Annotated in this window: 13 protein-coding genes; 10 read left to right on the top strand and 3 right to left on the bottom strand. The window is 66.8% G+C overall.

The features are described from left to right. Nucleotides 1-134 precede the first annotated feature (134 nt). Nucleotides 135-917, bottom strand: a complete 783-nt coding sequence (locus J7024_RS03405; protein WP_175750553.1) for a Crp/Fnr family transcriptional regulator — start codon at nucleotides 915-917, stop codon at nucleotides 135-137. A 915-nt stretch (nucleotides 918-1,832) separates the two neighbouring features. On the opposite strand from J7024_RS03405, the gene J7024_RS03400 reads away from it, so the two are divergent. From J7024_RS03400 to polX, 5 genes are all read left to right on the top strand, one after another. Then, nucleotides 1,833-2,615, top strand: a complete 783-nt coding sequence (locus J7024_RS03400) for a Crp/Fnr family transcriptional regulator (RefSeq protein WP_124826141.1) — start codon at nucleotides 1,833-1,835, stop codon at nucleotides 2,613-2,615. Between the two features lie 11 nt (nucleotides 2,616-2,626). After that, entirely contained in the window at nucleotides 2,627-4,039 is a 1,413-nt protein-coding gene (locus J7024_RS03395; RefSeq protein ID WP_124826140.1) for an undecaprenyl-phosphate glucose phosphotransferase, read from the top strand. Between the two features lie 146 nt (nucleotides 4,040-4,185). Continuing rightward, a complete protein-coding gene (locus J7024_RS03390) occupies nucleotides 4,186-5,358 on the top strand; it encodes a glycosyltransferase family 4 protein (RefSeq protein ID WP_442861894.1) in 1,173 nt (390 codons plus the stop codon). Between the two features lie 294 nt (nucleotides 5,359-5,652). Then, the gene (locus J7024_RS03385) at nucleotides 5,653-6,045 is read left to right on the top strand and encodes a TraR/DksA family transcriptional regulator (RefSeq protein ID WP_124826138.1); all 393 of its coding nucleotides are present in this window, start codon (nucleotides 5,653-5,655) and stop codon (nucleotides 6,043-6,045) included. Between the two features lie 148 nt (nucleotides 6,046-6,193). After that, nucleotides 6,194-7,960 (top strand): DNA polymerase/3'-5' exonuclease PolX, encoded by a 1,767-nt coding sequence (polX, locus tag J7024_RS03380; RefSeq protein ID WP_124826137.1) that lies wholly within the window; start codon nucleotides 6,194-6,196, stop codon nucleotides 7,958-7,960. Between the two features lie 21 nt (nucleotides 7,961-7,981). Here the strand turns inward: polX and ald are convergent, their stop codons facing one another. After that, nucleotides 7,982-9,097, bottom strand: coding sequence for an alanine dehydrogenase (gene ald, locus J7024_RS03375; RefSeq protein WP_124826136.1), 1,116 nt, complete (start codon nucleotides 9,095-9,097; stop codon nucleotides 7,982-7,984). A 350-nt stretch (nucleotides 9,098-9,447) separates the two neighbouring features. Here ald and J7024_RS03370 point away from each other — a divergent pair, with 350 nt between their 5' ends. From J7024_RS03370 to J7024_RS03350, 5 genes are all read left to right on the top strand, one after another. Beyond that, complete coding sequence (locus tag J7024_RS03370) at nucleotides 9,448-9,861, top strand: DUF3995 domain-containing protein (RefSeq protein WP_124826135.1); 414 nt, start codon at nucleotides 9,448-9,450, stop codon at nucleotides 9,859-9,861. Nucleotides 9,862-10,477: 616 nt separating this feature from the next. Then, entirely contained in the window at nucleotides 10,478-11,218 is a 741-nt protein-coding gene (locus tag J7024_RS03365) for a gluconate 2-dehydrogenase subunit 3 family protein (protein WP_124826134.1), read from the top strand. Continuing rightward, complete coding sequence (locus J7024_RS03360) at nucleotides 11,218-12,996, top strand: GMC family oxidoreductase (protein WP_175760357.1); 1,779 nt, start codon at nucleotides 11,218-11,220, stop codon at nucleotides 12,994-12,996. Before J7024_RS03365 ends, J7024_RS03360 begins: the two co-directional genes overlap by 1 nt. Further along, nucleotides 12,993-14,390 (top strand): c-type cytochrome, encoded by a 1,398-nt coding sequence (locus tag J7024_RS03355; protein WP_124826132.1) that lies wholly within the window; start codon nucleotides 12,993-12,995, stop codon nucleotides 14,388-14,390. Before J7024_RS03360 ends, J7024_RS03355 begins: the two co-directional genes overlap by 4 nt. A gap of 154 nt (nucleotides 14,391-14,544) precedes the next feature. Further along, nucleotides 14,545-16,260 carry a cation:proton antiporter domain-containing protein gene (locus J7024_RS03350; protein WP_124826131.1) on the top strand — a complete coding sequence of 572 codons (1,716 nt, stop codon included), beginning with the start codon at nucleotides 14,545-14,547 and terminating at the stop codon, nucleotides 16,258-16,260. A 157-nt stretch (nucleotides 16,261-16,417) separates the two neighbouring features. On the opposite strand, the gene J7024_RS03345 is transcribed toward J7024_RS03350, so the two are convergent. Beyond that, complete coding sequence (locus J7024_RS03345) at nucleotides 16,418-18,313, bottom strand: peptidoglycan D,D-transpeptidase FtsI family protein (protein ID WP_124826130.1); 1,896 nt, start codon at nucleotides 18,311-18,313, stop codon at nucleotides 16,418-16,420. Nucleotides 18,314-18,324: the final 11 nt, after the last annotated feature.

Here is an 18,324-nt window from a genome sequence, read left to right as displayed (position 1 = left end):
GGCGGACGCGCACAATGCGCTGACATCCCCCCGGCAGTCCGGCACCAGTAGACCATTCGCGGGCACTGTGTTCTGTTCGCCACCCTACAATCTGCTGACCCCGCTCGCATCGGCGCGCCGAAACGCCGCGCGGGTCACGCGCGCGCGGCAGCCGTCACGCCCGAATCCGCCGACAGGATGCGCTTCATGTCGTCGCGCACGATCGCGCGGCACCCGCACGACAGCTTCTCGAGACCATCGAGATCGGCGAGCTCGATCGAACTGCGGTACTGCCGGATCAATCCGAGTTTCTGGATTTCACCCGCTGCGTCCGTGACCGTTTCGCGCCGCACGCCGAGCATCTGCGCGAGCATGCTGTGGGTGACCTGGATCTCGATGCTGCGCGAACGATCGTAGGCGAGCAGGAACCATCTGCATAACTGATGTTTGAGCACGTGATGGCGGCTGCAGAAGGTGATCTGCGAGACCTGCGCCATCAGCAGCCGCACGCACACGAACACGAGGTGGCGAATCACCGGCGACGCGTCGAAGGCCGTGGCGAACGCGCGCCGGTCGAGCCGATAGACGAAGCCGTCGCGACAGGCGACGGCGCGGCAGGGCATCTGGCCGCTGCCGCCGATCACGTCGTCGCACACGATGCTCTCGCTGCCGATCTGGGCGACTTCGAGCGTCATGCCGCCGGACGACACGTATTGCAGCGAAATCGCCGTCGTCACGGGCAGGTAGACCGCGGCCAGCATTTCGCCTGGCTCGCAGAGCACTTGCCCCGATTTCAGGTGGACCAGTTGGAGGTTGGCGATCAGCGCGGCGCGTTCGTCGCGGTCGAGCGCCGCGAGAAACCGGTTGGCGTCGAAGCTGTGGGAAAGCTCGATCATGCCGGTCGCCTGGGCGACGGCGTCATTGGCCTGTTGAGTCACGGCGCATCCTTGTAGCGTGGCGGTTGCACAGCGCGTGAAGACATCCCGACGGGATTTAGCACGCACGTGCGGATTTTGTGTTCAACGGAATTCGAATGCAGACAGCCGAAAAAAGGCTAGCACGCAGTTGAATCGAGTCAATCGCCTATTACGTCACTTCACAAAGTTTGACGGTTGAGAGCGAAAGCAAACGTTATGCGGATTTAAAGTTCCTGTTTTCTTGCATTAAACATCCATCAAAAAAACCGCGTGACGATCGGAATTCAACTTTGCCCGGAAATCAATGGTCGGCGATGTGCATCGTACAAGGAAAAAATCCCGTGCGCATTGAACATTCTTTGACATTTGAGATATCTGGACTCAATTTCTCAATGAAATCAGTGATCTGCATACGATGTGTGCGGTTGATTACAGAGCGGAGAATTAATGTCGCGATCCAAATTTGAGACAGTTTCAAACGATCATTCGAGATGCCGGATGGCCGTTGAACGTCGTGCACAACGTCACGGAAACAATTGAAAAAGTCCTGTAAGTAGTTGAACGATAAGACTCGCGGGCCGCTGCAGGCACCTGCCGCCGGGCCTGCCTGCATTGTTCAGTTGAATCACTTGCGGTGTCCGCCGCATCGGCGAGTGTCCGGAAATGAGACGCTTTTTGCCGCTTTCCGGCCGGCTATTCGGCGTTCTAAAACCGATGCCGTTTATATATTAAGGACGGAGAGGTATTGGCACGTAAATCGCTTATTCGGGCCGGCGAGTCGAAACGAGGCGATCGATTCGATCCGGCGACGAAGAAGCCGGAAGTCGATCGGATTCAGGGTTGTGGCCGCAACCCGCGTCACCTTGAGGACGCGCATCGCGATAACGAGTTCCAGACGCGGCGCCTGCGCCGCGGACAATAAAGAGGGATACAGACATGCTACATCTTCACTCGAGCTATTCGGCGAACGCCATCCTTGCCGCACTTCCGGAGGACAGCATCCGCGCCATCGCACCGCATCTCGAGCTGGTCAGGATCAAGGCCGGCATGCTGGACCGGGTCGGTGAACCCATGCGCCACCTGCATTTCCCGACGACCGCCATGATGTCGGTGCAGCACCTGATGGAGGACGGTGCGATGGTCGAGGTGGCGGTGGTCGGCCGGGAAGGTGCGGTCGGTCTGGCGACGCTCGTTGGCGGCGCCACGGTATCGAACCGGGTCGAGGTCCGCATCGGCGGCATGGCCTATCGCGTGCCGGCCTGCGTGATGCGCTCCGAGTTCGAACGTTCGCCCGCGACGTACCGGCTGCTGCTGAATTATTGCCAGGCGATGATGGCGCAGATCTCGCGCAGCGCGCTGTGCAACCGGCATCACTCGGTCAGCGAGCAACTGAGCCGCTGGCTGCTGCTTGCGCACGACCGGATCGACGGCGACGAGCTGGCCGTTACGCAGCAGACGATCGCGAACATGCTTGGCGTACGCCGCGAAGGCGTGACGGAAGCGGCCGGCAATCTGCAGGAAGCCGGGCTGATCCGGCAGCGTCGCGGCCGGATCACGGTGCTCGATCGCGAGGGCCTCGAGCGCAATTCGTGCGAGTGCTACGAGCTGATTCGTGCGGACTATCGCCGCCTGCTCGGCCCGCGCGAGAGTGCGAGGCTGATGCCGGTACTGTCCCGGATGCCTGAAATGCATGGCGGATTTTCCGTGCGCGGCGCATGACGATGCATTCGATGTCCGGAGGAACGAATGCGATGCGTCGCGCCGCGATTGCCGCGGCCGACGTTGCGCTGGTGCTGGCCGGTGCGCTCGCCGCGCAGGCTGCGATGAGGCTGGCGTGGCATGACTTGTCGGATGCGCAGCGCGGCGCGATCGCATTGCTGTGCGTGCTGACGGTCGGTTTGTTGCCGCGGGGCTTGCGCGCGGTACGCGGCGGCGCGCCGAGCTGTCGCGTCGAGCCCGAGCTGACGCGCATGGTGGTTGCGATCGTATGCGCGAGCGTGCTGACGGCGGCCGGAGCGACGTGGATCATGAACCGCGGCGGCACGATGACCACACGCTGGATTGCCCGCACGGTGCTGTCCGGCGACGCGGCGCTGCTGATCGGCAGGCTGGCGCTGTGCGCGCTCACGTTGAGGCGCGGCGATCCGCGCGCGCGGCAGCGGCGGGTCGCCGTCGTCGGCGCGACGGCATACGGACGCGTGGCGATCGAGCGGATACAGCTCGAACCGGACGGCGCGTTCGCGGCGGCGTGCGTATTCGACGACGATGCGCAGGCCGCGACTGCGTCGGACGCGATCGGCGGCGTGCCGGTGATCGGCGACTGGGCCGAGTTGCGCCGCATGATTCGCGGCGGCGAAATCGACGAAGTCTGGCTCACGTTGCCGATGTCGCACGAGTGGCGTATCCAGCGCATCGTGCGCGAGTTGCGCGACGAGTTCGTCGAACTGCGGCTGCTGCCCGACGTGCGGCAGATGGCCGTCGTCGAACGCTCGGCGACCGACGTGCTCGGTATGCCGGCGATCAACCTCGCGACCACGCCGCGCTCGGCGCCGGAGCTGTGGGCGAAGTTCGCGTTCGACCGGCTGTTCGCGGTCGCCGTGCTGATTCCGCTGCTGCCGCTGCTCGCGGTGCTGGCGATCGCGGTGAAGCTGTCGTCGCCGGGGCCCGTGTTGTTCAGGCAGCGGCGCAAGGGCGTGGACGGGCGCGAATTCCACATCCTCAAGTTCAGGACGATGCGCGCGCATCGCGCGCAGCCTGGTGTCGTGCGGCAGGCGTCGCGCAACGATTCGCGCATCACGCCGGTCGGCGCGTTCCTGCGCCGCACGTCGCTCGATGAGCTGCCGCAGTTCTTCAACGTGCTGTTCGGCCAGATGTCGGTGGTCGGCCCGCGTCCGCATGCGATCGAGCACGACGACTTCTATCGGCAGCTGATCGACTGCTACATGTATCGCTACCGCGTGCGGCCGGGCATCACGGGATGGGCGCAGGTGAATGGTTATCGCGGCGAGACGCGCAAGGTCGAGGCGATGGCCGCGCGCGTGAAGTTCGATCTGTTCTACATGCAGAACTGGAGCTTCTGGTTCGACATGAAGATCATCCTGCTGACGATCGTACGCGGTTTCATCGGGCGCAACGCATTCTGAGGACCACGAAGTTATTGTCGAATCGAAAGATTGTGCGGTCGAACGTACCGACCGCATCGACGCAGTTCGACACACTGACGGCATAGGAGCATCCCGCGATGCGGGGTGTCTGGCGGCGCGATCGCGTCGCAGCCATCGGAGTGATCATGTCAACGTCGATTCGGGAAGGTCGTGAAACCGCGCTGCAGGAAGGGCGTGCGGAACGGGGCGCCGGGACGGTCGCGCGCGTTGCGCGGCTGAGCGGCATCGCCGTCAACGGAAAATTCACCGCACAGCGGATGACGGGCGTGCAGCGGGTCGCATATGAACTGACGGCCGAGCTCACGCGTCTTGCGAATCCCGACGACGTGCCGGCGCTGGTCGTGCCGGCGGATCACGATCCGGCGGCGTTGCCGGCCGGTGCGCGCAGGCAGGTCGCCGGAGGTTTGCGCGGTTCGCTCTGGGAGCAGTTGACGCTGCCGCGTGCGACGCACGGTCGGATGTTGCTCAGTCTGTGCAACGTCGGGCCGCTCGCGAAGCGCGATCAACTCGTCCTGATCTACGATGCGGCGATTTTCGATCTGCCGGCCGGTTACTCCGTCGTATTCCGGATGTGGTATCGCTTCGCGTTCTCGGTGCTCAAGCGACGCGCCCGCCACATCGTCACGATTTCGCACTTCTCGCGCGCGCGCCTTGCCGCGAAGCTCGGCGTACCGCCGGCGCGCCTGACGGTCGTCCCGGCGGCCGTCGACCATATCGACCGGATCGATCCCGATCCCGGTGTGCTTGCCCGCCTGAACCTCGAGACGGACGGCTACGTGCTGTTTGTCGGTTCGCTTGCGCCAGGCAAGAACCTGGTGCGTGCGCTCGAAGCGATGCAATTGATGCGGACGTCACACCCGACGCTGCGTTTCGTGATCGCGGGGGGCGCCAATGCGAAGATCTTCGGCGGGAGCGTGCCGGGCCTGCGCGCCGACGATCCGTACGTGACGTGGGCGGGCTACGTAACCGACCGTGAACTGAAGGCGCTGTACGAACATGCCGGCTGCTTCGTGTTCCCGTCGCTCTATGAAGGCTTCGGGCTGCCGCCGCTGGAAGCGATGCGGTGCGGCTGCCCGGTGATCGTGTCGCACGAAGGCGCGTTACCGGAGGTGTGTGGCGGTGCCGCATTCTTTTGCGATGCGTATTCGCCGCCGGACATCGCCGCGGCGATCGCACGCGTGATGGACGATGCCGACCTGCGCGCGCGACTGCGCACGGCCGGCCGCGAGCGCGCGCAGCACTTCAGCTGGCAACGCTCGGCGCGCGCGCTGCTCGACATCGTGCGCGCGGACGTGTAACGACACATCGGCCGGATGAACCGGTCGGGTGTTTGTAAGGCGACGTCGTCGCGGCGCCTGCACGCCGCGTATTCGCGTCCGTCCCCGGATCCCGCACCGTCTTCGCCCATGCGGCTGACGACGGTCAACACGCGCCGGTCCATTGGGTTTATCCTGCGTCGAATGCGCCCGCTGCACTGTACGGCCGGGCGCCCCGGTACAAGGCGGGCGGATCATGCAAGCTCGCTGCACACCGGCGCGACAACCGCGCGCCGCATGCCTCATTGCGCGGAACCCGGAAAAGGAGAGACGGCGATGGCGCTCGACCCACAACAACGGCAGACGCTGCAGCGGCGGCTGACCGAAAGCGAGCAGGCGCTGCGTGCGGAGATTCGCACGAGCGAGGACCAGCGCGCGTCGGAGTCCTACGCGGATCTCGCCGGGGCGGCGCCGGACGAGGGCGACGAGGCGAACGCCGATCTGTTCGTCGACATGGATCACGCACTGATCGGGATGAAGCTGGCCGAATTGCGCGCGATCGGGCGCGCGCAGCAGCGCATGCGCGACGGCAGCTATGGCGAGTGCATCGATTGCGATGCGCCGGTCGGCTACGAGCGTCTGCTCGCGCGACCGAGCGCCGAGCGCTGTACGCATTGCCAGTCGGTGTACGAGCGTCGCTACGCGACGACGCCGCGCGCGTCGTTGTGACACCGGCAGCGCCGCGTGCCGCACGATGCGGAAAGTCGGCGCAGGATGACCAACGGGCGCCCGCCGCCGTCGACATGCGGCCCCGGGCGGGCAGACGTCGTCGCGCCAGCGCACGGCGCCATCCACGTGGAAGGGAGCCACGCCGATCATGCCGATCCACAATGCCGAGTGCGCGGCCGTCTTCGCCGAAATCGCCGACATGCTCGAGATCCAGGGCGCCAACCCGTTCCGGGTGCGCGCGTACCGCAACGCGGCCCGCACGATCGCCGACTACGGGCGCGACATCCCGACGCTGATCGCGAACGGCGGCGATCTCGGCCAGATTCCGTCGATCGGCCCCGATCTCGCGTCGAAGCTGCGCGAAATCGCGGCGACGGGCACTTGCGAACTGCAGCAAACACTGCGCCATGCATTGCCGGGCGCGATCGTCGAACTGCTCGACGTGCCGGGGCTCGGCGCGAAACGCGTGAAGGCGCTGCATGATGCATTGCACGTCGATTCGCTCGAACAGTTGCGTGCCGAAGCGAAAAGCGGGCATGTGCGCGCGCTGCCGGGTTTCGGCGCGAAAACCGAAGCGCATCTGCTCGACGCGATCGACGACCGCCTGCAACGCGAGCCGCAGCGATTCCTGCTGCCCGATGCCGCGCAATCGCTGATGCCGTTGCTCGAGCGGTTGCGTGCGGTGCCCGGTGTCGGCGAAGCGGTGCCGGCTGGCAGTTTTCGACGCGGCCGCGAGACGGTCGGCGATCTCGACATCCTCGTGAGTGCGCGCGATCCTGCCGCGGTGGCGGATGCGTTCGTCGGCTACGGCGACGTCGCGCGGGTGCTCGCGAACGGCAAGACGCGCTCGAGCGTCGTGCTGCGCAACGGGTTGCAGGTCGACTTGCGGGTCGTCGAAGCCGACGCGTTCGGCGCGGCGCTCGTCTACTTCACGGGATCGAAGGCGCACAACATCGCACTGCGCCGGCTCGCGCAGGCCGGCGGGCTGAAGATCAACGAATACGGCGTGTTTCGCGGCGACGAGCGGATTGCGGGCGCGACGGAGGCATCCGTGTACGAGGCGATCGGCCTGCACTGGGTGCCGCCCGAACTGCGCGAGGATCGCGGCGAGATCGATGCATCGCGCGCCGGCACGTTGCCCGCGCTCGTCGAGCGCAAGCACGTTCATGGCGATCTGCACGCCCATACCGACGCGTCGGCCGGTCGCGACACCCTGCGCACGATGGCGGAGGCGGCGCGCTCGCGCGGGCTCGCCTATCTGGCCGTGACCGATCGCGTGCCAACCGCCGCGGGCGGCCGCACCGGTTTCGACTGGCTCGTGCGGCAGATCGACGAGATCGACCGCATCAACGCATCGTTCGACGATTTCGTGTTGCTGAAGGGCGTCGAGGCCGGCATTCGCGAGGATGGCAGTCTCGATGTGCCCGACGACGTGCTTGGCCGGCTCGACCTCGTCGTCGGCGCGGTGCACGACCATTTCGACTTGCCGCGCGATGTGCAGACCGCGCGGATGCTGCGCGCGATGGATCATCCGCATTTCACGATTCTCGCGCATCCGCTCGACCGGCTGCTCGGCGAGCGCGGCGCATGCGAACTCGACGTGCCGCGCGTGATCGCCGGGGCCGCAGCGCGCCGCTGCTTCATCGAACTCGACGGCGATCCGCGCCGGCTCGATCTGCCGGACATCTGGTGCCGCGAGGCTGCAAAGGCCGGCGTCGCAGTGGCGATCGGCTCGGATGCACAGTGCGCGGACGATCTCGACCGTCTCGCCTATGGCATCGGTCAGGCGCGGCGCGGCTGGCTGACCCGGCAGGACGTGCTCAACACGCGCACGCTCGCGCAACTGCGGCCGCTGCTCGCGCGCACGATGGGCGCGAGCAGCGTGCCGAAGCGAAGCCGCTCGAAGGGCACGTGACGGCGTGCACTCACGCCGACGTCAGCGCAGCACGTCTTCGGCCGGTATGTACGGCAGGCCGAGCGCCAGCGCGACGGCCTCGTACGTGATGTGCCCGTCACACACGTTCAGCCCCGCGCGCAGATGCGGATCGTCGGTCATCGCGCGTTTCCAGCCCTTGTTGGCGAGCGCGAGCGCATGGCCGAGCGTCGCGTTGTTCAACGCGAACGTCGACGTGCGCGCGACCGCGCCGGGCATGTTCGCCACGCAGTAGTGCACGACGCCGTCGACGACGAAGGTCGGCTGCGCGTGGGTCGTCGCATGCGAGGTCTCGAAGCAGCCGCCCTGGTCGATCGCGACGTCGACGACCACGGTGCCCGTGCGCATCGTCGCGATCATGTCGCGCGTGACGAGGCGCGGCGCCGATGCGCCCGGCACGAGCACGGCACCGATCACGACATCGGCGTCGCGCACGGCTTCGTCGATCGTGTGCGCGTTCGAGCAGACGGTCGTGATGCGGTTCGCGAAGAGCAGGTCGAGTTGGCGCAGCCGTCCGACGTTCGTGTCGAGCACGGTGACGCGCGCGCCGAGGCCGACCGCCATCTGCAGCGCACCGGTGCCCACCACGCCGGCGCCCAGCACCACGACGTGCGCGGCCGGCACACCGGGCACGCCGGCCATCAGCACGCCGCGCCCGCCGCGCGGGCTTTCCAGATGCGTTGCCGCAACCTGGATCGACATGCGTCCGGCCACCTCGCTCATCGGTGCGAGCAGCGGCAGGCCGCCGCCGGGCCCCGTCACGGTTTCGTATGCGATGCAGACCGCGCCGGACTTCACGAGCGCGGCTGCCTGCTCCGGATCGGGGGCGAGGTGCAGGTACGTATAGAGGATCTGCCCGCGCCGCAGCATCGCGCATTCGGCCGGCTGCGGCTCCTTGACCTTGATGATCATGTCGGCGCGCGCGAATATTTCGCTCGCGTCGTCGCACAGGGCCGCGCCGGCGGCCGTGTAGTCGTCGTCGAGCAGGCCGATCGCGGTGCCCGCGCTGCGCTGCACCAGCACATGGTGGCCATGTCGCGTCAGCTCGCGTGCGCTGGCCGGGGTGAGGCCGACGCGATATTCGTGATTCTTGATCTCTTTCGGCACGCCGATCAGCATGAGTCGCCTCCATGGGTATTCGTCATCGTTGGCGTGCATGCGCATTGCCATCGGTCGACCGTGCGTATCGGCACGACGGCACGCGGGCGGCGCTGGCGCATGCACGGATCGATTGCCGTGCTGGAATAAAAGGGTAGCGTTGCGCGGAGCGAAGTCAAGCGACGGCCTGACGCGCCGGTGGTGCGGATTGCATCCGGCACGCGTGGCATGGGGTATTGCGACCGGACGTCGCAATGCATGTCGCGTGGGGTTTGGGTATCGTCTTGTGTCGTGCGGAACGGGGCCGCACGCCGGCGTTTGTCGGCCACACCGCGACCCTGCGACACAATGAAACAACGGACCTTGCCAACATGATGGGCGCGTATTTCAGCGTGCCGACGCTATGTGCGATCGCACTCGTTCACGTCTACTGGGCGTTCGGCGGGCGGCTCGGCAAGCGTGCGGCCATTCCGGAGCAGGACGGCGTACCGCTGCTGCGACCGAGCGTGGCCGGCACGCTCGCCGTCGCGGCGGCATTGCTGGCTGGCGCATGCGCGGTGGCGTCGCGCGCCGGCTGGCTGTGGCCGAACCTGTATCCCGGCGCGATCGCGTTCGCGGTCGTTGTGCTCGCACTGATCTTCGCGGTGCGCGCGGTCGGCGATTTTCGCTACGTCGGATTCTTCAAGCGGATTCGCGGATCGCGCTTCGCTCGGATGGACAGCCTCTGTTACTCGCCGCTGTGCGCGGCGCTTGCGTTGTCGATCGCATCGACGCTGTGGCCGTGATGAGCGGCCCGCGGATCGCGATCGGCGTATAACGCAACGGGGCGGCTCGGGAACGGGCATCGCCGTGCCGTGACGGACGGCATCGACTGAAGCCGCGCGCGTCCGCGAAGTAGTGCGGGGCCGCAAAACCGGCCCCCAGTCGCCCGGTGCCCCCAATGCGCTGTCATTGTGCATTCCATAAGTCATTTTTCCGATTGTTGCGATTTTCGATGTAATGAATTGCATCCAGTCCTTTGGAGATGGAACCGGTTCCATTTATAATTCGCGGCACTCGTCGCCGGGCCCGAAATGAGGGTCGTGCACGTTGCGCTTGCCGTCGGCTCGCGCGGCGTCTAAGTTGAATCAGGGTCATGGCGATGGCGGACGGACCCGGCCGACAGGCCGCATTCGTCCGATCAGACCCGCGAAGAGGTCGATCCGCGCGGCGCTTCGAAACCGGCGCAACGCGGTTGCATGACGGCTCCGCCGCGCAGCGTGTGGCCGGCGCCCGTATCGAGGTTGTTCGCAGCACAGCAAGAACAAGGACGGCCGGCCGCGTGCGGCATGGCTATCGTGGCGGGCACGCCGCATGCGGAATGCGCGGGCTCGAACGCTCCCCAACGATCAACATCCGACCATGTCCACGCCACCTGACAAACCCAATTCGCGTCGCCGCTTCCTGCGCACGTCGGTCGCGCTCGTGCCGATCGCTTCGGTCGCCGGTTGCGACCTGCGCTCGTCGTCATCGTCCGCCACCACGGCGGACAACGCATCGGCTGCGTCGGCCGGCGCCGAGCGCGCTCCGTACAAGCCGACTTTCTTCGATGCGAAGGAATGGGCGTTCGTCCAGGCCGCCGTCGACCGGCTGATTCCGTCCGACGCCGAAGGCCCCGGCGCACTCGAGTCCGGCGTGCCCGAATTCATCGACCGCCAGATGGAAACCCCGTACGCGAACGGCGCGACGTGGTACATGCAGGGCCCGTTCCAGCAGGGCGTGCCCGAGCTCGGTTACCAGTTGAAGCTCGTGCCGCGCGACATCTACCGGCTAGGTATTGCCGCGGTCAACCGCTATAGCGAAAAGAATCACGGCAAGGCGTTCGCCGATCTCGACGCCGCGACCCGCGACACGGTGCTCGGCGAACTGGAGAAGGGGAGCGCGCAGCTCGACGACGTGCCGTCCGCCTTGTTCTTCGGCCAGTTGCTGCAGAACACGCGCGAAGGCTACTTCTGCGATCCGGTGCACGGCGGCAATCGCGACATGGCCGCGTGGAAGATGATCGGTTTTCCGGGCGCGCGCGCCGACTTCATGGATTTCGTCAACCAGAATGGCAAGCCGTATCCGTACGGCCCGGTCTCGATCAACGGGGAGCGTACCTGATGGCCGCAGAAAAGAAGTCGCATGTGGATGCGGTGATCGTCGGCTTCGGCTGGACCGGCGCGATTCTCGCGAAGGAGCTGACCGAAGCGGGCTTGAACGTCGTCGCGCTCGAGCGCGGCGAGTATCGCGACACCTATCCGGACGGCGCGTATCCGAACACGATCGACGAACTGACCTACAACATCCGCAAGAAGCTATTCCTCGACCTGTCGAAGACGACCGTGTCGATCCGCCACGGCGTGCAGGACACCGCGCTGCCGTACCGGCAGCTGGCGGCATTCCTGCCGGGCGAGGGCGTCGGCGGCGCAGGGCTGCACTGGTCGGGCGTGCACTTCCGGATCACACCGGAGGAACTGCGCCTGCGCAGCCACTACGAAGAGCGCTACGGCAAGAAGTTCATCCCCGACGGGATGACGATCCAGGACACGGGCGTCAGCTACGACGAGCTCGAGCCGTATTTCGATTTCGCCGAGAAGGTGTTCGGCACGTCGGGCCAGGCATACAAGGTCGGCGGCAAGGTGGTCGGCGACGGCAACGTGTTCGAGGCGAACCGCAGCGACAACTTCCCGCTGCCCGCGCAGCTCAATACGTATTCGGCGCAGCGCTTCTTCGATGCCGCGCAATCGCTCGGGCTGCATCCGTACCGGTTGCCGTCGGCAAACACGTCCGGGCCGTACACGAACCCGTACGGCGTGCAGATGGGGCCGTGCAACTTCTGCGGCTACTGCAGCGGCTACGCGTGCTACATGTATTCGAAGGCATCGCCGAACCTGAACATCCTGCCCGCGCTGAAGCAGGTGCCGAACTTCGAATTGCGCTCGAAGTGCCACGTGCTGCGCGTCGATCTCGACGATACGAAGAAGCGCGCGACGGGCGTCACCTATGTCGACCCGGCGGGCCGTGAAGTGCACCAGCCGGCCGATCTGGTGATCGTCGCCGCGTTCCAGTATCACAACGTGCACCTGCTGCTGCTGTCGGGCATCGGCAAGCCGTACGACCCGATCTCGGGTGAAGGCGTGGTGGGCCGCAATTTCGCGTACCAGAACCTGTCGACGATCAAGGCGTTCTTCGACAAGGACACCTTCACGAACCCGTTCATCGGCGCGGGCGGCAACGGCGTCGCGGTGGACGACTTCAACGCCGACAACTTCGATCACGGCCCGCTCGGCTTCGTCGGCGGCTCGCCGCTGTGGGTGAACCAGGCCGGCGTGAAGCCGATCAGCGGCATCGCGACGCCGGCCGGCACGCCGCAATGGGGCTCGGCGTGGAAGAAGGCGGTGAAGGACAACTACGCGCACACGATCTCGATGGACGCGCACGGCACCAACATGTCGTACCGCGACGTGTACCTCGATCTCGATCCGACCTATCGCGACTCGTACGGCCAGCCGCTCTTGCGGATGACCTTCGACTGGAAGGACAACGACATCAGGATGGCGCAGTACGTGACGGGGCAGATGAAGAAGATCGCGGAGGCGATGGGGCCGAAGTCGATCGGCGTGTCGACGCGCGAGTTCGGCAAGCACTTCGATTCGCGCGCATACCAGACGACTCACCTGGTCGGCGGCGCGATCATGGGCACCGATCCGAAGACGAGCGTACTGAACCGATACCTGCAATGCTGGGACGTGCACAACGTGTTCGTGATGGGCGCCTCGGCACTGCCGCAGGGCATCGGCTACAACCCGACCGGGATCGTCGCGGCGCTGGCCTACTGGTCGGCCCGCGCGATTCGCGAGCAATACCTTAAAAATCCCGCCCCGCTGGTGACCGCATGAAGAGGACAGTGAACCACTATGCCGCGCGCCACGTGTCGCGTGCGCTGGCGATCGGTGCGGCATGGGCCGCGTTCGGTTTTGCCGGCGGGTCGGCGTTCGCGCAACCGGCCTCGACGGCGGCGCCCGGCCCGGCGGCCGCGCCGGCCGACGCGGACCTCGTCAAGCGCGGCGAATATCTTGCCCGCGCGGGCGATTGCGTCGCGTGCCACACCGCGATCGGCGGCAAGCCGTTCGCGGGCGGACTGAAGTTCGATACGCCGATCGGCGCGATCTATTCGACCAACATCACGCCGGACCCGAAGACGGGCCTCGGCGGCTGGACGCTCGACGACTTCACCCGCGCGGTGCGCGAGGGCGTGCGCAAGAACGGCGACACGATGTACCCGGCAATGCCGTTTCCGTCCTATGCGCGCCTGTCCGACGACGACGTGAAGGCGCTGTACGCGTACTTCATGCACGGCGTCGCGCCGGTCGAGCACGAGAACCGCAAGGTCGACATCGTGTGGCCGCTGTCGATGCGCTGGCCGCTCGCATTCTGGCGCAAGATGTTCGCGCCGACGCCGAAGCCGTTCGATGCGGCGCAGTACAACGACCCGGTGATCGCGCGCGGCGCGTATCTCGTGCAGGGTCTCGGCCATTGCGGCGCATGCCACACGCCGCGCGCGGTGACGATGCAGGAGCGCGCGCTGACGGACGCGGGCGGGCTCGACTTCCTGGCGGGCGGCGCGGCGATCGACGGCTGGGTGCCGACGAGCCTGCGCGGCGAACAGCGCACGGGGCTCGGCACGTGGACGGAAACCGAGATCGTGCAGTTCCTGAAGACGGGCCGCACGCTGCGCACGGCCGCGTTCGGCGGGATGACCGACGTGGTCGGCCACAGCATGCAGCACATGAGCGACGAGGACCTGACCGCGATCGCGCGCTATCTCAAGACGCTGCCGCCGCGCGTGCAGGGCGAGCAGCCGCACGTGTACGACGCGGCCGCCGCGAAGGCGCTGCAAGGCGGCGACGCGAGCAAGCCGGGCGCGGCCGTCTATCGCGACAACTGCATGGCGTGCCACCGCAGCGATGGCCACGGCTACACGCGCGTGTTCCCGGCGCTCGCGGGCAACCCGGTCGTGCAGGGCGACGATCCGACGTCGCTGATCCACGTCGTGCTGGAAGGCAGCGCGCTGGAGGGCACGCGTACGGCGCCGTCGACCTTCACGATGCCGCCGTTCGGCTGGCGGCTGTCGGACCAGGAAGTCGCCGACGTGTCGAACTTCGTGCGGACGAGTTGGGGCAACACCGGCGCGCCGGTCACGGCTGCTCAGGTCGCGAAGGTGCGCAAGAGCGTGCCGTCGACCCGGCCCGAGCCGCCGCCAGGCGCGCGGTTCCCGCAGGCGTCGCGCTGACGCCCGCGCAGCGCTTCCCGTCCGGCCGGGGTTGCACCCCGCAATGGCGCGCCACCGCGTGAAATTTTCGAGGTGGCGCGCCATTTTTTCGTGTCATCCCTTATCCTCTGATGCTTGAACCTTACTAAATAGTTACAAGAGCTCGGGAGGGGGGATGCCTCATGATGTCAGCCTGATTGCACTGCTCGCGGCCGGTTTCGGTCTCGCGATGATTTTCGGTTACTTCGCTTCGCTGCTGAAGATGCCGCCGCTGGTCGGCTATCTGCTCGCCGGGATCGTGATCGGCCCCGGCACGCCCGGTTTCGTCGGCGACCTGTCGCTCGCGCAGCAACTCGCGGAAGTCGGCGTGATGCTGCTGATGTTTGGCGTGGGCCTGCATTTCTCGCTCGGCGACCTGCTCGCCGTGCGCAAGATCGCGCTGCCCGGCGCCGTCGTCCAGATTACTGTCGCGACGCTGCTCGGCGGCGGGCTGGCGCTCACCTGGGGCTGGAGCCTCGGTGCGGCGCTTGTGTTCGGGCTTGCGCTGTCGGTCGCCAGTACCGTCGTGCTGTTGCGCGCGCTCGAAGGGCGCGGGCTCGTCGAGACGGTGAACGGCCGCATCGCGGTCGGCTGGCTCGTCGTCGAGGATCTCGTGATGGTGCTGGTGCTCGTGCTGCTGCCGCCGGTCGCGGGGCTGCTCGGCGGTACGCCGCCCGGCGACGCGCACGCGGCCGGCGGCAGCGTGTGGGGCACGCTCGGCGTCACGATGCTGAAGGTCGCCGCGTTCATCGCGCTGATGCTCGTGGTCGGCAAGCGCGTGTTTCCTCGGATCCTGTGGCTTGTCGCGCGCACCGGCTCGCGCGAGCTGTTCACGCTGTGCATGATCGCGGCCGCGGTCGGCATCGCGTTCGGTGCGGCGAAATTGTTCGACGTGTCGTTCGCGCTCGGCGCGTTCTTCGCCGGGATGATGATGCGCGAGTCGGAGTTCAGCCGGCGCGCGGCCGACGAGACGCTGCCGCTGCGCGATGCGTTCTCGGTGCTGTTCTTCATTTCGGTCGGGATGCTGTTCGACCCGAAGGTGCTGCTCACCGAGCCGCTGCACGTGATCGAGGTCGCGGCGATCGTGCTGATCGGCAAGACGCTTGCGGCGGTCGCGCTCGTGATCGCGTTCCGTTACCCGCTGAACACCGCGCTGACGGTCGGCGCGGGCCTTGCGCAGATCGGCGAATTCTCGTTCATCCTCGCGGGGCTCGGCCGCGCGCTCGGGCTGTTGTCGGCCGAAGGGCAGAGCCTGATTCTTGCGGTCGCGCTGATTTCGATCGCGATGAACACGCTGCTGTTCGCGATGATCGACCCCGCGCTCGCATGGATTCGCAAGCATTCGGCCTTTGCGCGCAAGCTCGAGGCGCGCGACGATCCGCTTGCTGCGCTGCCGATGTCCACGCCGCAGACTCACCTGACCGGGCAGGTCGTGATCGTCGGTTACGGAAAGGTCGGCACGCGGATCGCGCACGCGCTGGACGAGCGCGGGATCGCCTATGTTGTCGTCGAGCAGAATCGCGAGCTTGTCGAGAAGCTGCGCGCGGATGGTGTCGCGGCCGTGTCGGGCGACGCGATCGAGCCGATCGTGCTCGTCCAGGCGCATATCGCGCGCGCCGGGATGCTGGTCGTCACGCTGCCGGATGTATTCGATGTGCGGCAGATCGTCGAGATCTCGCGCACGCTGAATCCGACGCTCGAGGTCGTGCTGTGCACGAACAGCAGCGACGAGGCCGCGTTGCTGTCGAGCGAAGGCGTCGGCACCGTGTTCATGGGCGAGAGCGAACTCGCGCGCGGGATGACCGAGCACGTGCTCGGCAGGATGGCGAAGCCGGTGGCGGCTGCGCACTGACAGGCGGGGCGGCCGTCCGGCAGTTCCCGCCGGCGACGGGCTTGCGACGGCAAGCCCGAGACGGGCAAGCGTGACTGGGAAGTAGGTGGCGGTAAAGCAAACGCAGGATGCTTTCGCCGCGCACATGACGCACATGGCGCAGCGCCGCCGGGCGGCGTCAGCTTGCCGCCGCCTTTGCCTGCACGGCCGCGCCGGATTGCGCAGCCGTCTTCATCGAAGCCGGCGCGTTCTGCGTGGCCGCCGTCTTCGGTTGCACCGCGGCCTTCGGCGCCGCGACCGTCTTCTGCGGCGCGGTTGCCTTGGCCGGTGCATTCGGCGCGGGGTCGACCGGCGCATCGGGCGGCACGCCGAGCAACTGCAGCGAGCCGCTCGTGACCGACGAGAACACCGGGCCGGCCACCGTGCCGCCGTAGTAGCCCTTGCCGCGCGGCTCGTCGATCATCACCGCGACGATCAGGCGGGGATTGCTCATCGGCGCCATCCCCGCGAACAGCGCGCGGTACTTGCCCTTCGCATACGACGTGCCGACCTGCTTGCGCGCCGTCCCCGTCTTGCCGCCGATCCGGTAGCCGTCGACGCGCGCCCGGCGCCCGGTGCCGCCTTCGCCGACCGCCGACTCCAGCATCGTGCGGATCGCCGCCGCCGTTTGCGGCGAAGTCACGCGGTGGCCGCGATGCGCGTCGATCGACTGCTGATCGGTGCCGTTCTTCAACAGCGACACCGGGTGCAGCGTGCCGTCGCCGGCGTACGCGGTGTAGGTTTGCGCGATCTGCAGCAGCGACATCGACAGGCCGTAGCCGTACGCCATCGTCGCCTGTTCGATCGGCCGCCAGCGCTTGTAGCCGCGCAGGCGGCCCGACGCGACGCCCGGGAACGTCAGTTCCGGCGCGCGGCCGATCCCGTATTCCTGATACTTGTTCCAGATGGTTTCGGCGGGCAGGTTCAGCGCCAGCTTCGCGAGCGCGACGTTGCTCGACTTCTGCAACGCCTGCGAGACGGTCAGCGCGCCGTGGTTCGATGTGTCGTGAATCACGGCCGGACCGATCTTGTAGGTGCCCGGCGACGTGTTGATGATCGTGTTCGGCGTGACCTTGCGTTCGTCGATCGACAGCGCGACGACGAGCGGCTTGATCGTCGAGCCGGGCTCGAACGTGTCGATCACCGCGCGGTTGCGCAGTTGCTGGCCGGTGAGCCGGGCACGGTCGTTCGGGTCGAAGGTCGGGTAGTTCGCGAGCGCGAGGATTTCGCCGTTCTGCGCGTCGAGCACCACGACGCTGCCGGCCACGGCGTTGTTCTCGATCACCGCGGCCTTCAGCTGGCTGAACGCGAGCTGCTGGATGCGCCGGTCGATCGTCAGTTCGATCGTCGCGCCGTGCTGCGCGGGCACGAGCGGGCGCGTGTCGGACACGATGCGGCCGAGCCGGTCGCGGATCACCTCGCGCTGCCCGGCGGTGCCTGACAGCCGCGCATTCGCCGCGAGCTCGACGCCTTCCTGGCCCTTGTCCTCGACGTTCGTGAAGCCGACCACGTGCGCGGCCGATTCGCCTTCCGGATAGAACCGCTTCGAATCGGCGATCTGTGTGATGCCGTCGATGTCGAGCTTGTCGAGCCGGCTCGCGGTTTCGGCGTCGATCTGCCGCTTGAGCAGCACGAACGTACGGTCGTTGCGCAGGCGGCGCTTCACTTCCGCGAGCGGCATGTCGAGCAGCTTCGAGATCTGTGGATAGTCGGTTTCGGCGACCTGTTTCGGGTTCGCCCAGATTTCATAGGTCGACAGGCTGACCGCGAGCATCGCGCCGTTGCGGTCGACGATGCGGCCGCGCATCGCGTCGAGTTCGATCGTGCGCTGGTAGCGCTTCTGGCCTTGCCCGACATAGAAATCCTGGTTCGCGACCTGCACCCAGAAGGCGCGTCCGATGAGCGCGGCGAAGCCGAGCGACACCAGGATCACGACCAGCTTCGAGCGCCACATCGGCAGGCGCGACGCGAGCATCGGGTGTTTGGTCGCGGCGGCGTACGGATCGGCGGGGTGGGTCTTCTTTTTTACGCTCATGCAAGGGCCGG

The organism is Burkholderia sp. WTPI3 (assembly GCF_021483755.1).
Taxonomy (GTDB): domain Bacteria; phylum Pseudomonadota; class Gammaproteobacteria; order Burkholderiales; family Burkholderiaceae; genus Burkholderia.
Note: the sequence above shows the minus strand (reverse complement) of the source record. Positions and strands in the feature narration are given on the sequence as shown.